Source organism: Streptomyces sp. NPDC057474 (assembly GCF_042802555.1).
Taxonomy (GTDB): domain Bacteria; phylum Actinomycetota; class Actinomycetes; order Streptomycetales; family Streptomycetaceae; genus Streptomyces.
In genome coordinates this window covers 14,183-28,872 of the sequence record NZ_JBHVDX010000052.1, presented here as the reverse complement: position 1 = coordinate 28,872, position 14,690 = coordinate 14,183, and the positions used below count along the sequence as shown (strand labels likewise).

General features: G+C 68.6%; 15 protein-coding genes and 1 pseudogene. All 16 read right to left on the bottom strand.

Features of this window, described 5'->3' with window-relative positions; all coding sequences use genetic code 11:
* Positions 1-31: 31 nt before the first annotated feature.
* Positions 32-406, bottom strand: a complete 375-nt coding sequence (locus ACFU53_RS17440; RefSeq protein WP_383992423.1) for a F0F1 ATP synthase subunit epsilon — start codon at positions 404-406, stop codon at positions 32-34.
* Positions 407-537: 131 nt separating this feature from the next.
* A complete protein-coding gene (gene atpD, locus ACFU53_RS17435) occupies positions 538-1,974 on the bottom strand; it encodes a F0F1 ATP synthase subunit beta (RefSeq protein WP_383992420.1) in 1,437 nt (478 codons plus the stop codon).
* Complete coding sequence (locus tag ACFU53_RS17430) at positions 1,974-2,891, bottom strand: F0F1 ATP synthase subunit gamma (RefSeq protein WP_383992417.1); 918 nt, start codon at positions 2,889-2,891, stop codon at positions 1,974-1,976. Before ACFU53_RS17430 ends, atpD begins: the two co-directional genes overlap by 1 nt.
* A gap of 21 nt (positions 2,892-2,912) precedes the next feature.
* Complete coding sequence (gene atpA, locus ACFU53_RS17425) at positions 2,913-4,502, bottom strand: F0F1 ATP synthase subunit alpha (RefSeq protein WP_383992414.1); 1,590 nt, start codon at positions 4,500-4,502, stop codon at positions 2,913-2,915.
* A 133-nt stretch (positions 4,503-4,635) separates the two neighbouring features.
* Entirely contained in the window at positions 4,636-5,451 is an 816-nt protein-coding gene (locus ACFU53_RS17420) for a F0F1 ATP synthase subunit delta (RefSeq protein WP_383992411.1), read from the bottom strand.
* A complete protein-coding gene (locus tag ACFU53_RS17415) occupies positions 5,448-5,996 on the bottom strand; it encodes a F0F1 ATP synthase subunit B (protein WP_383992408.1) in 549 nt (182 codons plus the stop codon). Before ACFU53_RS17415 ends, ACFU53_RS17420 begins: the two co-directional genes overlap by 4 nt.
* Positions 5,997-6,040: 44 nt before the next feature.
* Positions 6,041-6,271, bottom strand: coding sequence for an ATP synthase F0 subunit C (gene atpE, locus ACFU53_RS17410; RefSeq protein ID WP_105970730.1), 231 nt, complete (start codon positions 6,269-6,271; stop codon positions 6,041-6,043).
* A gap of 74 nt (positions 6,272-6,345) precedes the next feature.
* Positions 6,346-7,116 carry a F0F1 ATP synthase subunit A gene (atpB, locus tag ACFU53_RS17405; RefSeq protein WP_383992474.1) on the bottom strand — a complete coding sequence of 257 codons (771 nt, stop codon included), beginning with the start codon at positions 7,114-7,116 and terminating at the stop codon, positions 6,346-6,348.
* Positions 7,117-7,389: 273 nt separating this feature from the next.
* Entirely contained in the window at positions 7,390-7,827 is a 438-nt protein-coding gene (locus ACFU53_RS17400) for a hypothetical protein (RefSeq protein WP_383992404.1), read from the bottom strand.
* A 432-nt stretch (positions 7,828-8,259) separates the two neighbouring features.
* Positions 8,260-9,543, bottom strand: a complete 1,284-nt coding sequence (locus ACFU53_RS17395) for an MraY family glycosyltransferase (protein WP_383992401.1) — start codon at positions 9,541-9,543, stop codon at positions 8,260-8,262.
* A gap of 129 nt (positions 9,544-9,672) precedes the next feature.
* Positions 9,673-10,935: a serine hydroxymethyltransferase gene (gene glyA / locus ACFU53_RS17390; RefSeq protein WP_383992398.1), complete on the bottom strand. Its 1,263-nt coding sequence runs from the start codon at positions 10,933-10,935 to the stop codon at positions 9,673-9,675.
* Between the two features lie 80 nt (positions 10,936-11,015).
* A pseudogene (locus tag ACFU53_RS17385) lies at positions 11,016-11,120 on the bottom strand (protein-tyrosine-phosphatase); the annotation flags it as partial.
* A gap of 105 nt (positions 11,121-11,225) precedes the next feature.
* Positions 11,226-11,897 (bottom strand): protein-tyrosine-phosphatase, encoded by a 672-nt coding sequence (locus ACFU53_RS17380; RefSeq protein ID WP_371576886.1) that lies wholly within the window; start codon positions 11,895-11,897, stop codon positions 11,226-11,228.
* On the bottom strand, positions 11,894-12,541 hold the full coding sequence (locus tag ACFU53_RS17375; protein ID WP_383992393.1) for an L-threonylcarbamoyladenylate synthase: 648 nt from the start codon (positions 12,539-12,541) through the stop codon (positions 11,894-11,896). The genes ACFU53_RS17380 and ACFU53_RS17375 overlap by 4 nt, the downstream gene beginning before the upstream one ends.
* 59 nt (positions 12,542-12,600) lie before the next feature.
* Entirely contained in the window at positions 12,601-13,446 is an 846-nt protein-coding gene (prmC, locus tag ACFU53_RS17370) for a peptide chain release factor N(5)-glutamine methyltransferase (RefSeq protein ID WP_059083616.1), read from the bottom strand.
* A 38-nt stretch (positions 13,447-13,484) separates the two neighbouring features.
* Positions 13,485-14,561 (bottom strand): peptide chain release factor 1, encoded by a 1,077-nt coding sequence (gene prfA, locus ACFU53_RS17365; RefSeq protein WP_383992389.1) that lies wholly within the window; start codon positions 14,559-14,561, stop codon positions 13,485-13,487.
* Positions 14,562-14,690: the final 129 nt, after the last annotated feature.

Genomic DNA, 14,690 nt, shown 5'->3' with positions numbered 1-14,690 from the left:
GCTGAGGTACAGCATCACACGGCGTCCGCGCTCAGCGCGCACCCGCCGTACGCAGTCGTACATCCGCGCGGCGCTCGGCGGCGGCGTCACCCTCCGCCTTCGCGCGCTCCAGCTCCCGCTCCGCGCCCTGGACGTCGATCTCGTCGGCCAGCTCGGCGACCTCGGCCAGCAGGGACAGCTTGTCGTCCGCGAACGAGATGAAACCGCCGTGCACAGCGACGACGACCGTGCCGCCGTCACTCGTACGGATGGTCACCGGGCCCGACTCCAGCACACCGAGCAGCGGCTGGTGACCGGGCATGACGCCGATGTCGCCGGACGTGGTACGGGCGACGACCAGGGTGGCCTGGCCCGACCAGACCTCTCGGTCGGCCGCGACCAGCGCGACGTGCAGCTCAGCAGCCAAGGTGGCTCCTCGGGTCACCACCCGGCGCCTCGGCCGGGTGTTGGGTTCAATTCTAGAGGGAGTGCAGAGAGGGGCGGGACGCACCCCATGAGGTGTGGCCTCGCCCCCCACTGTTCACGAGTCGCCGGGCGTCAGGAGACGCCGAGCTCCTTCGCGTTCTTCTTCAGGTCCTCGATACCACCGCACAGGAAGAACGCCTGCTCGGGGAAGTGGTCGTACTCGCCGTCGATGATCGCGTTGAACGCGGTGATCGACTCCTCCAGCGGGACGTCCGACCCGTCGACGCCGGTGAACTGCTTGGCGACGTGGGTGTTCTGGGACAGGAAGCGCTCCACGCGACGGGCACGGTGGACGGTGAGCTTGTCCTCCTCGCCCAGCTCGTCGATACCGAGGATCGCGATGATGTCCTGGAGGTCCTTGTACTTCTGCAGCACCGTCTTGACGCGCATGGCGGTGTTGTAGTGGTCCGCCGCGATGTAGCGCGGGTCCAGGATGCGGGACGTGGAGTCCAGCGGGTCCACGGCCGGGTAGATGCCCTTCTCGGAGATCGGACGGGAGAGAACCGTCGTCGCGTCGAGGTGGGCGAAGGTGGTGGCCGGGGCCGGGTCGGTCAGGTCGTCCGCGGGGACGTAGATCGCCTGCATCGAGGTGATCGAGTGACCACGGGTCGAGGTGATGCGCTCCTGGAGGAGACCCATCTCGTCGGCCAGGTTCGGCTGGTAACCCACCGCGGAGGGCATACGGCCGAGCAGGGTCGAGACCTCGGAACCGGCCTGGGTGAAGCGGAAGATGTTGTCGATGAAGAACAGCACGTCCTGCTTCTGCACATCGCGGAAGTACTCCGCCATGGTCAGACCGGCCAGGGCCACGCGCAGACGGGTGCCCGGGGGCTCGTCCATCTGGCCGAAGACCAGGGCGGTCTTGTCGATGACGCCCGACTCCGCCATCTCCTCGATGAGGTCGTTGCCCTCACGGGTGCGCTCACCGACACCGGCGAACACGGAGACACCGTCGTGGTTGTTGGCGACGCGGTAGATCATCTCCTGGATGAGCACCGTCTTGCCGACGCCGGCACCGCCGAACAGGCCGATCTTTCCACCCTTGACGTACGGGGTGAGAAGGTCGATGACCTTGACGCCGGTCTCGAACATCTCGGTCTTCGACTCGAGCTCGTCGAAGTTGGGGGCCTTGCGGTGGATGGTCCAGCGCTCGCCCTCGTACTGCTCGTCGACGTTCAGCACCTCACCGAGGGTGTTGAACACCTTGCCCTTGGTGAAGTCGCCGACCGGGACGGAGATGCCCGTGCCGGTGTCGGTGACGGCGGCCTGGCGGACCAGACCGTCGGTGGGCTGCATCGAGATCGTGCGGACCAGGCCGTCACCCAGGTGCTGGGCGACCTCCAGGGTCAGCGTCTTCTTCTTGCCGGCCTCGGCCGGGTCGGAGATCTCGACGTGAAGGGCGTTGTAGATCTCCGGCATGGCGTCGACGGGGAATTCCACGTCGACGACCGGGCCGATGACCCGGGCGACGCGGCCCGTGGCAACGGCCGTCTCAACTGTCGTCGTCATTACCTGTCACTCCCCGCGGTCGCGTCGGCCAGGGCTGCGGAGCCACCGACGATCTCGCTGATTTCCTGGGTGATTTCGGCCTGGCGGGCCGCGTTGGCAAGGCGGGAGAGCGTGTTGATCAAGTCTCCCGCGTTGTCGGTCGCCGACTTCATCGCGCGGCGCGTGGCGGCGTGCTTGGAGGCAGCCGACTGGAGCAGCGCGTTGTAGATACGGCTCTCGACGTAGCGCGGCAGCAGGGCGTCGAGGACGTCCTCCGCCGACGGCTCGAAGTCGTACAGCGGAAGGATCTCGCCCTTCGGCGCCGACTCCTTGGCCACCTCGTCGAGGCTGAGCGGCAGCAGACGGTCGTCGAGCGCCGTCTGCGTCATCATCGAGACGAACTCGGTGAAGACGATGTGGAGTTCGTCCACGCCGCCGTCCGCCGTCTCCTTCTCGATGGCCTCGATCAGCGGACCCGCGACCTTCTTCGCGTCCGCGTAGCTGGGCTCGTCGGTGAAGCCCGACCACGACTCCACGACCTTGCGGTCGCGGAAGTTGTAGTGGGCCAGACCGCGGCGGCCGACGATGTACGTGTCGACCTCCTTGCCCTCCGCCTCAAGGCGCGCCGTCAGCTGCTCGGCGACCTTGATGGCGTTGGAGTTGAAGGCGCCGGCCAGTCCGCGGTCGCTCGTGAGGAGCAGCACCGCGGAACGGGTCGCCGTCTCCGCCTCCGTGGTCAGCGGGTGCTTGGTGTTCGAACCGGTACCGACCGCCGTGACCGCGCGGGTGAGCTCGGTCGCGTACGGCGTGGAGGCCGCCACCTTGCGCTGCGCCTTGACGACGCGCGAGGCGGCGATCATCTCCATCGCCTTGGTGATCTTCTTGGTCGCGGTGACGGATCGGATGCGACGCTTGTAGACCCGGAGCTGGGCTCCCATGAGTCAGGTCCCTTCCTTACGTCACTTGGCCGCGGCCGGGGCGTCCTCGCCGAGAAGCTTGCCGTCCGAGGTCTCGAACTGCTTCTTGAACTCGGCGATCGCGTCGGCAACAGCGGTGAGGGTGTCGTCCGACATCTTGCCGCCCTCCTTGATGGAGGTCATGAGGCCCTGCTCCTTGCGGTGCAGGTACTCCAGCAGCTCCTTCTCGAAGCGGCGGACGTCGGAGACCGGTACGTCGTCCATCTTGCCGGTGGTACCGGCCCACACGGAGACGACCTGGTCCTCGGTCGGCATCGGCTGGTACTGCGGCTGCTTGAGCAGCTCGACCAGCCGCTGACCGCGCTCCAGCTGCGACTTCGACGCGGCGTCCAGGTCGGAACCGAAGGCGGCGAACGCCTCCAGCTCACGGTACTGGGCGAGGTCGAGGCGGAGGCGGCCGGAGACCTGCTTCATCGCCTTGTGCTGCGCGGAACCACCGACTCGGGAGACGGAGATACCGACGTTCAGCGCGGGGCGCTGACCGGCGTTGAAGAGGTCCGACTCCAGGAAGCACTGGCCGTCGGTGATGGAGATGACGTTGGTCGGGATGAACGCCGAGACGTCGTTGGCCTTCGTCTCGACGATCGGCAGACCGGTCATCGAGCCCGCGCCCAGTTCGTCGGACAGCTTCGCGCAGCGCTCCAGCAGACGGGAGTGCAGGTAGAAGACGTCACCCGGGTAGGCCTCGCGGCCCGGCGGGCGTCGCAGCAGCAGGGACACGGCGCGGTAGGCGTCGGCCTGCTTCGAGAGGTCGTCGAAGATGATGAGGACGTGCTTGCCCTCGTACATCCACTGCTGACCGATGGCCGAACCGGTGTACGGCGCAAGGTACTTGAAGCCGGCCGGGTCGGACGCCGGGGCGGCGACGATGGTCGTGTACTCCAGCGCGCCGGCCTCTTCGAGGGCGCCACGCACGGAGGCGATGGTCGAGCCCTTCTGACCGATGGCGACGTAGACGCAGCGGACCTGCTTGTTCACGTCACCGGAGCGCCAGTTGTCGCGCTGGTTGATGATCGTGTCGACCGCCAGGGCGGTCTTGCCGGTCTGGCGGTCACCGATGATCAGCTGACGCTGGCCGCGGCCGACCGGGGTCATCGCGTCGACGGCCTTGTAGCCGGTCTCCATCGGCTCGTGCACCGACTTACGGGCCATGACGCCGGGAGCCTGCAGCTCCAGGGCACGGCGGCCGGACGTCTCGATCTCGCCGAGGCCGTCGATCGGGTTGCCGAGCGGGTCGACGACGCGGCCGAGGTAGCCCTCGCCCACGGCGACCGACAGGACCTCGCCGGTACGGGTGACCGGCTGGCCCTCCTCGATGCCGCTGAACTCACCGAGGACGATGGCGCCGATCTCGCGCTCTTCCAGGTTGAGCGCGAGGCCGAGGGTGCCGTCCTCGAACTTCAGCAGTTCGTTGGCCATGGCCGAGGGAAGACCCTCGACCTTCGCGATACCGTCGCCGGCAAGGGTGACCGTACCGACCTCCTCGCGCGAGGCCGCGTCCGGCTTGTACGACTGGACGAAGTTCTCCAGCGCGTCCCGGATCTCCTCCGGCCGGATCGTGAGCTCCGCCATCTGGGTTCCCTGCTCTCCTTGTTGGGCCCGAAGTTTCACTTGGGGGGATGGGGACTCCCCCCTGAACGAGGTGAATCCTCTGCACGGCCCAACCGGGCCGCAGACATACGTACGTACTGCTATGAAGTTTGTGCTAGCTCGCCAGGCGGCGGCCGGCGTCCTCGAGTCGGTCCGCGATCGAGCCGTTGATGATCTCGTCGCCGACCTGGACCCGGATTCCGCCGAGAACCTCGGGGTCCACGTCGAGGTTGAGGTGCATGGCACGGCCGTAGAGCTTCGCGAGGGCGGCGCCGAGGCGTCGCTTCTGCGGGTCGCTCAGCGGGACCGCCGACGTGACGACGGCGACCACGCGGTCCCGGCGCTGGGCGGCGAGCTTGGACAGGGACTCGAGTCCCGCTTCCAGGCTACGTCCACGCGGCGCGGTCACGAGGCGCGTCACCAGACGCTCGGTGGTGGCCTTGGCGCGGCCGCCGAGCAGGCTGCGCAGCAGCTCGCCCTTGGCCGAGGCACCGGCGGCACGGTCGGTCAGGGCGGACCGCAGCTCGGTGTTCGAGGCGACGATCCGGCCGAACCGGAACAGCTCGTCCTCGACGTCGTCGAGCGTGCCCGACCGCTGCGCGGCGGTGAGGTCGGCGACGGCGGCCAGCTGCTCCAGCGCGTCCACCAGGTCGCGGGGCTGCGACCAGCGGGAACGCACCAGACCGGACACCAGGTCGGCGGTGGTCGTGCCGACCTGACCGCCGAGGATGCGGCCGGCCAGTTCGGCCTTGGCCTCGCCGGACTGCGCCGGGTCGGTGAGGACCCGACGCAGCGACACCTCGCGGTCGAGCAGCGCGGTGACGGCGGCCAGCTCGTCGGCGAGGCCCGCCGCGTCCACGGACGTGGAGTCCGTCAGCGCGTCGAGACGCGTCCGTGCGGCTGCCAGGGCCTCGCGGCTCGCTCCGTTCATCGCGTGGCCTCGGCCTTCTCCTCGAGGTCGTCGAGGAAGCGGTCGATCACACGGCTCTGCCGGGCGTGGTCCTCCAGGGACTCACCGACGAGCTTGCCGGCCAGGTCGGTGGCAAGCTTGCCCACGTCCTGACGCAGCGCCGAAGCGGCGGCCTTGCGGTCGACCACGAGCTGCGAGTGACCGGCGGCGATGATCTCCTCGCGCTGCCGCTGGCCCTCTGCGCGCATCTCGGCGATGAGCGTGGCGCCCTGCTCCTGCGCCTCCTGGCGCAGACGCGCGGCCTCGTGCCGGGCCTCGGCGAGCTGAGCCTTGTACTGCTCGAGCACGCTCTGGGCTTCGACCTTCATGGCCTCGGCCTCTTCGATACCGCCCTCGATCGCGTCACGGCGCTCTTCCAGAACCTTGTTGATGTTCGGGAGAAGCTTCTTCCAGAAGAAGAAGAACACGATGGCGAAGGCGATGGCGCCCACGAGCAGCTCGGGGCCCGGCGGGATGAGCGGGTTCTGCTCTTCCTCGGCCGCCAGCTGTACCAGGTTGGCGATCACATCAGTGCCTTTCCTTGAAAGGTTTCGATCGTCGATGCGTCGGTCTAGTAGACGAACGGCATGACGATGCCGATGAGGGCGAGCGCCTCACAGAACGCGAAACCGAGGATCTGGTTGGCACGGATCAGGCCGGCCGCTTCGGGCTGGCGGGCCAGCGCCTGGGTGCCGTTGCCGAAGATGATGCCGACGCCGACGCCGGGGCCGATGGCGGCGAGGCCGTAGCCGATGGAACCGATGTTGCCTTCGACAGCGGCGAGGGTCTCAAGGGCAGCCATGCTGATTCTTCCTTCTCTTTCAGGACCGGTGGGGGTTGGCCACCGGACGTTCTGGGGCTGGAGGTGGTTACGGCTCAGTGGTGCTCTGCGAGAGCGCCCTGAACGTAGGTGCAGGCCAGCAGCACGAACACGTATGCCTGGACGGCCTGGACGAAGAGCTCGAAGCCGACCATGGCCACGGCCATCACGAAGGACACACCGGCGGCCGGAACCATCCAGCTGTTGAGCAGGTACCAGGAGGCGACCGTGAACATGACCAGCATCAGGTGACCGGCGAACATGTTGGCGAACAGTCGCACCGCGTGCGTGAAGGGACGGACAAGCAGGTTCGAGAAGAACTCGATGACCATGACCAGCGGCAGGACCGGGCCGAGCGACTTGTCGTAGCCTGTGACGTTCTTGAAGAAGCCGACGAAACCGTGCTTCTTGAAGGTCAGCGAGACCCACACCACGTAGACGATGGCGGCCAGCACCATCGGGTAGGCGATGACCGAGGACACCGGGAACTGTGCCAGCGGGATCACGGACCAGATGTTCATGATCCAGATGAAGAAGAACAGCGAGACCATGAAGGGGACGAACTTCTCCCCGTCCTTCTTGCCGATGGTCTCGTAGACGATTCCGCGGCGTACGAAGTCGTACCCCGCCTCGCCGATCATCTGCAGCTTGCCCGGGACCACCTTCGCCTTGCCGAAGGCGAGGGTGAAGAAGGTGATCACCAGGAGGGTGGTGATCAGCGCGAGCAGCATCACCTTGTTGAACTCGAACCCGCCGACCGTGGCGATCGGCTTGAAGAGGAACGAGTGCAGGCCCGGAGCCGGGAAGCCACAGCCGTTGTCGGACATGATCCGACAGCTCCAGTCAAAGGCGAGCTGGGTCCGGTCAGCACTCACCACGGGCTCCTTCGGCGTGACGCATGGGTACGGCAACCTCGTTGTGTCGGCGCGGCGCGCAGCCGCGGGTCGGCACTGGACTGGTGTTACGGATGTGGGGGCGGCTGGGGGGCATCAAGCCTCGCGATTGAGCAGGCGTCAGCTCAGATGCCCGCGCCCGCGATGCCGCAGTTGGCACCGGACGATAGCAGGAGTTCGCACACGCCCTTATCCCGGCCCTACTCCTCACGACGAGTGCCCCGATTTTTCGGGCTTGCCGCCCGTCGACGCATCGGGTTCGACGTAGAGGATCTTGGCCTTCATGTGCGCGCGCGTCTGTGCGGCGATCCACACGAGTGTGGTGGCGACGAGCGTGAACGCGAAGGCCCTGGGGTGGAACAGAGTGGTGTTCTTGAACGCGGACAGAAAGATGAACAACAGCAGAATCTGTGCCGCGTAAAGCATCAGCCCCATCATCTGGAACAGATGAGGAAGCGATTTGGCAGTGCGCTGCAGAACGTAGAGCCCGATTCCCATGAAGAGGATCGTGATCACCGCCGCGACCAAGGCGCCGACAGCCCCCTTGCCTCCGACGACCACACCGCTGATGACAGCGGCGATCGCGCCGACGGCTGCCGTGGGTACGGCGGCCTGAAGGAGGGTCCGGACGTCATTGGACGGCATGGCGGCAACTCCGCTTGCTAAGGGGGCAGGGTGTCGTCATGGACGAGCGTAGACCCCGGGGGCGAGCGGAAACCTCGCGCCAATGGACCGTCGCACTGCGGTCCTTGGGCTCTGTCCCGGGTTCTCGTGAACCGTATCACAAACTATTTGATGAGGTCTTTACCTGAATGCTGTGCCAGGCGTCACACATGAGAGTGAAGCCGCCCGTCTGTGCAGAATCAGCGCCGACTTGTCTGGTATAAGGCGGGTTTGCACGGTCAGGCTCTTGCATGGCATCGGCAAAGTGTTAGTCAGATTCTTACCTTGCCGTCAGCGCGACGCCCGTCCCTGCGTCCGCACGACGGACGGCCGGAGGCCGTGTGCGGCGCACCGCACACGGCCTCCGGCCGGTTCCTGAAGCAAGGTGACGAGGGCCCTGGCGGACGGCCTCGTTCAGCGGCGCGCGCCCGCCGGGCTGCGTTCCGCTTCGTGGCCACGGTCGCCGATCGCCGTCGCGCCGTTGAGGGACGGCGTCCAGTCGGCGACGGGCTCCACGGCGACGGCCGGCACCGCGCGGCGACGGTAGCGGGGCGGGACGAAGCGCTGTGCCCAGCGCGGGGCACGGGGGGTGAAGCGGGGCAGCAGGAGGAGGAAGAGGCCGACTCCGCTGAGCATGGCGATGGCGAGGACGATCCACATGGACGCCGCGTTCACGGTGTACGCGAGGGCACCGAAGGCGATGACCGCCGACCAGAAGTACATGATCATCACGGCCCGGCTGTGCGAGTGTCCGACCTCCAGGAGCCGGTGGTGCAGATGCCCCCTGTCCGCGGCGAACGGCGACTGACCGCGCCAGGTGCGCCGCACGATCGCGAGGATCAGGTCGGCCGCCGGGATCGCGATGATGGTCAGCGGCATCAGCAGCGGGATGTAGACCGGGACCATCGAGTAGACCGTGCTGCGCTCCGAGCCGTACAGGTTCATCACGTCCGGGTCGACCTGCCCCGTGATGGAGATCGCGCCGGCCGCCAGCACCAGGCCGATCATCATCGAGCCGGAGTCGCCCATGAAGATCCGCGCGGGATGCATGTTGTGCGGCAGAAAGCCCAGGCACATGCCCATCAGCACGGCCGCGAACAGTGTGGCGGGGGCCGCGGCCTCGATGCCGTAGCTGTACCAGAGGCGGTAGGCGTACATGAAGAACGCGGCGGAGGCGATGCACACCATGCCGGCCGCGAGACCGTCGAGGCCGTCGACGAAGTTGACCGCGTTGATGGTGATGACGACCAGGGCGACCGTGAGCAGGGTGCCCTGCCACTGGGTAAGGGCGACGATGCCGACACCCGGAATGGGCAGCCACAGGATCGTCAGACCCTGCATGACCATCACGCCCGCGGCGATCATCTGGCCGCCGAGCTTGATCAGGGCGTCGATCTCGAACTTGTCGTCCAGGACGCCGATGAGCCAGATCAGCGCGGCCCCCGAGAGCAGCGCGCGCGGCTCGTTGGACTCGGCGAAGACCTCGCTGAGGTTGGTCAGGTGGTCGGCGACCAGCAGACCGGCGCACAGTCCGAAGAACATCGCGATACCGCCGAGGCGGGGCGTCGGCTCTCGGTGGACGTCGCGCGCACGGATCTCCGGCATGGCTCCGGCCACGATCGCGAATTTCCGCACCGGCCCTGTCAGCAGGTACGTCACCGCGGCCGTGATGCAGAGCGTCAGGAGGTATTCACGCACGGGCTTCCCCACAGGTCTCGCCGGCCATCTCAGCCCCACACCCTAGCGATGCGCGCATATGGTTGGGGACTTCCGGGTAGCGACGATGGTTGCACGTGATGCTGTGCCTGGTGGTGCGTCTACCCCGCCTCAGCGCGGATACGGCGGAAATCTTCCGGCCAGGTCCCGCACTTCTTCACGCGTCCGCTTGGCGTCTCCGCCGTCCCGCAGCATCCCCGCGAACAGCACGGCGAGCCGCGCCATCTCCGCCTCGCCCATGCCCTGCGTGGTCAGCGCGGCCGTGCCGAGCCGCAGGCCGCGGGCGTCGCCGACCGTGACATTAATGGCTCCGCCATGCGGCAGCGCGCAGCAGTCGAGGACGATCCCGGCCGCCGCGAGCCGTCCGCGGGCGGTGCGACCGTCGACGCCGAGTGGCGCGGGATCGACGGTGAGGAGGTGGGTGTCGGTGCCGCCGGTGACGACCGCGAGGCCCTCCTCGGCCAGCCCCTGGGCCAGGACGCGGGCGTTCGCGACCACCTGATGGGCGTACGCGGTGAACGCCGGGGTTGCCGCCTCCCCGAACGCGACGGCCTTCGCGGCGATGGTGTGCATCTGTGCGCCGCCCTGCGTGAACGGGAACACCGCCCGGTCCACGCGCTCGGCCAGCTCCCTCCCGCACAGCAGCATCCCGCCGCGCGGCCCTCGCAGCACCTTGTGGGTGGTGGCGCACACGATGTCGGCGTACGGCACCGGACTGGGCGCCGCTCCCCCGGCGACCAGCCCGATCGGATGGGCCGCGTCGGCGATGAGATACGCACCCACCTCGTCGGCGACGTCGCGGAAGAACGCGTAGTCGATGTGCCGGGGATACGAGATCGACCCGCACACGATGGCCTTGGGGCGGCGGGTACGGGCCAGGGTCCGCACCTGCTCGTGGTCGATGAGCCCGGACTCCGCCTCGACCCCGTACCCGACGAAGTCGAACCAGCGGCCAGAGAAGTTCGCGGGCGACCCGTGCGTGAGGTGCCCACCGAAGTGCAGGCCCATCGCCAGCACGGTGTCCCCTGGGCGCAGCAGGGCGGCGTACGCGGCCAGCACGGCCGAAGACCCGGAATGCGACTGGACGTTGGCGTGGTCGGACCCGAACAGTGCCTTCGCCCGCTCCACGGCCAGCCGCTCGGCGACGTCCACCATCTCGCAGCCGCCGTGGTACCTGGCTCCCGGATAGCCCTCCGCGTACTTGTTCGCGAGCGGCGACCCCAGGGCGGCCAGCACGGCCGGCGAGGTGAAGTTCTCCGCGGCGACGAGCTGCAGCGTCGTCGCCTGCCGATCGAGCTCACCGAGCAGGATGTCGGCCAGCTCGGGGTCCTGCTGCCGCAGGACATCGGCCTCTAGGACAGGGGTGACCGACATGATGGACTCCGGGGCGTCGACGGTGACGTAGGACCAATGTAGGCCCGCGGGTCCCGGGGCGCCCGGCGTTGCCGACGCTGTTACGCCCGAGCGGGCACCCCGGTGAGGGCCGTCACCACCGGATCCAACGCCTGGTGTATCTCGTCACCCACCGACTGGAAGAACGGCAAAGGGGCCCCGTACGGGACCCAGTCCCGGACGCGCCTCTCGCGGCGCTCGGCCCTGGCGGGCCTCCCGGCTTCGAGACGCTGCGCCGGACTCCGTCCGCCCACCCACCCATCCGCCCGACGTCAAGCGCGCGCAGGCACCCCCGTCAGCGCCGTCACCACCGGATCCAACGCCTGGTGTATCTCGTCACCCACCGACTGGAAGAACGGCAAAGGGGCCCCGTACGGGTCGTAGACCTCGTCGGCCTCGGCCGTGGGGGCCAGGAGCCACCCGCGTAGAGCGGCGGCGGCACGGACCAGGGCGCGTGCGCGGACGACCATGCCCTCCTCCAGGGGAGGGAGGGTGGTGGGGTCGATGGCGCGGACCAGGCGGGTGAACTCCTTCAGGGTGAAGGTGCGCAGACCGGCGGAGTGCCCCATGGAGATGACCTGGGCCCGGTGGTCGCGGGTGGCCGTCAGCACGAGGTCGGCGCGGATGACGTGCTCGTCCAGCAGCTCACGCCCCGTGAAGCCGGAGGCGTCCGCGCCGAAGTCCGCGAGGACGGCCTCCGCGTTGGCCTCCATGGGCGCCCCCTCGTGCCCCCAGGTCCCGGCGCTCTCGACGACCAGACCGCCCCACAGCGGGTCCCCGAGCCGGTCCGCCAGGGCATGCCGGGTCAGCCGCTCGGTGATCGGCGAGCGGCACACGTTGCCGGTGCTGACGTGGAGGATGCGGAAGCTGTCCCGCGGCAGCCCCGTGAAGGTCCGCGTCTCTTCCCCGTCCCATATGCCACGCCCCGCGTCAGGGGCCGTCAATTCGCCACCTCGAGGTCGGGTACGACCTTGCGCAGCTCCTCCGCCGACAGGGCGCCCGCGCGCAGCAGGACCGGCACCTTGCCCGTGACGTCGACGATCGAGGACGGCTCGTTGCCGGGCGTCTGGCCGCCGTCCAGGTAGACGGAGACGGAGTCGCCGAGCATCGCCTCGGCGGCGTCGCAGTTCTCCGGCGCCGGGTGCCCGGTCAGGTTGGCCGAGGAGACCGCCATGGGGCCGACCTCGGTCAGCAGCTCGATGGCGACCGGGTGCAGCGGCATACGCACGGCGACCGTGCCGCGGGTGTCGCCGAGGTCCCACTGCAGCGACGGCTGGTGCTTGGCGACGAGGGTCAGCGCGCCCGGCCAGAAGGCGTCGACCAGTTCCCAGGCCATCTCGGAGAAGTCCGTGACGAGGCCGTGCAGGGTGTTCGGCGAGCCGATGAGCACGGGCGTGGGCATGTTGCGGCCCCGGCCCTTGGCCTCCAGGAGGTCGGCCACGGCCTCGGAGGTGAACGCGTCCGCGCCGATGCCGTACACGGTGTCCGTCGGCAGCACCACGAGCTCGCCCCGGCGGACGGCGGACGCGGCCTCGCGCAGACCGGTGGCGCGGTCGGTCGCGTCATTGGTGTCGTATCGCCGTGCCATCTAGCGGGCCTCCTCGTACACGTACTGCTGCTGGGGGGTTGTCGTCGGGCGCGTGCTCATCAGGGCAACGCCTTGCGGGCGGTCGCGAACCGCGGCCGGTTGTTGAGGTCCGGGTGGTCGGCCGCGTCGGCCCAGCCCCGCTCCTCGGTGAAGATCCAGGGCACCTGGCCGCCCTGGGTGTCGGCGTGCTCGATGACGACGACACCGCCCGGGCGCAGGAGCCGGTGTGCGGTGCGTTCCAGGCCGCGGATCAGTTCGAGCCCGTCCTCCCCCGAGAACAGGGCGAGTTCGGGGTCGTAGTCGCGGGCCTCGGGTGCCACGTACTCCCACTCCGTGAGCGGGATGTACGGCGGGTTGGAGACGACCAGGTCGACCTGACCGTCGAGGTCGCGGAAGGCGTCCAGGGCGTTGCCCTGGCGCAGGTCGACCCTGGAGCCCGCCATGTTCTTGCGGGTCCACGTCAGGGCGTCCTCGGACAGCTCCACGGCGTGCACGCGCGAGCGCGGCACCTCCTGGGCGAGGGCGAGGGCGATGGCGCCGGATCCGGTGCACAGATCGACGATGAGCGGCTCGACGACGTCCATCGCGCGCACGGCGTCTATGGCCCAGCCGACCACCGACTCGGTCTCCGGCCGGGGCACGAACACCCCTGGCCCGACCTGCAGTTCGAGGTACCGGAAGTAGGCGCGCCCGGTGATGTGCTGGAGCGGCTCACGCTGCTCGCGCCGGGCGATGACCTCCCAGTACCGGGCGTCGAAGTCGGAGTCCTTGACGGTGTGCAGCTCGCCCCGCTTGACGCCGTGCACGAACGCGGCGAGCTCCTCCGCGTCGTTGCGCGGCGAGGGCACGCCGGCGTCGGCCAGGCGCTGGGTGGCCTGGGCCACTTCCGCGAGCAGCAGGTTCACGCAAGTCCTCCGTCGTACTGGTCGTACTCGTACGTGCCTTACGCGGCTGCCAGCTTCGCGGCCGAGTCCGCGTCGACGCAGGCCTGGATCACCGCGTCGAGTTCACCGTCCAGGACCTGGTCCAGGTTGTAGGACTTGAAGCCGACGCGGTGGTCCGAGATGCGGTTCTCCGGGAAGTTGTACGTGCGGATCTTCTCGGAGCGGTCGACGGTACGGACCTGGCTGCGGCGGGCGTCGGCGGCTTCCTTCTCCGCCTCCTCCTGCGCCGCGGCGAGCAGCCTGGAGCGCAGGATACGCATCGCCTGCTCCTTGTTCTGCAGCTGGCTCTTCTCGTTCTGGCAGGAGGCGACGACTCCGGTGGGAAGGTGCGTGATGCGCACCGCGGAGTCGGTGGTGTTGACGGACTGCCCGCCGGGTCCGGAGGAGCGGTAGACGTCGATCCGCAGGTCGTTCGCGTGGATCTCGACGTCGACCTCCTCGGCCTCGGGGGTGACGAGCACACCGGCCGCGGAGGTGTGGATACGGCCCTGCGACTCGGTCGACGGCACACGCTGCACGCGGTGCACGCCGCCCTCGTACTTCAGCCGGGCCCAGACGCCCTGGCCGGGCTCGGTGGCGCCCTGGCCGCCCTTGGTCTTCACGGCGACCTGGACGTCCTTGTAGCCGCCCAGCTCGGACTCGGTGGAGTCGATGATCTCGGTCTTCCAGCCGACGCGCTCGGCGTACCGGAGGTACATGCGCAGGAGGTCACCGGCGAAGAGCGCGGACTCGTCGCCGCCCGCACCGGCCTTGATCTCCAGGATGACGTCCTTGTCGTCGCTGGGGTCGCGCGGGACGAGGAGCAGCCGCAGCTTCTCCGTCAGTTCCTCGCGCTGCTTCTCCAGCTCCTTGACCTCGGCGATGAAGTCCGGGTCGTCCGCGGCGAATTCGCGAGCCGTGTCGATGTCGTCGCCGGTCTGCTTCCAGGAGCGGTACGTGCCGACGATCGGGGTCAGCTCCGCGTAGCGCTTGTTCAGCTTGCGCGCGTTGGCCTGGTCCGCGTGGACCGACGGGTCGGCGAGCTTCTTCTCCAGGTCGGCGTGTTCCCCGACCAGTTCCTCGACCGCCTCGAACATCTCTCCGGCTCCCTGTACGACGTTGTGAGTGGGCTGCACCCGTGGGCCGCGCCCATGGGCTGCGCCTGTGCGCTGCACCGCAAAGCGCCGGTCCCGATGCCCCCGGAGGGGCACCGCGGACCGGCGCTG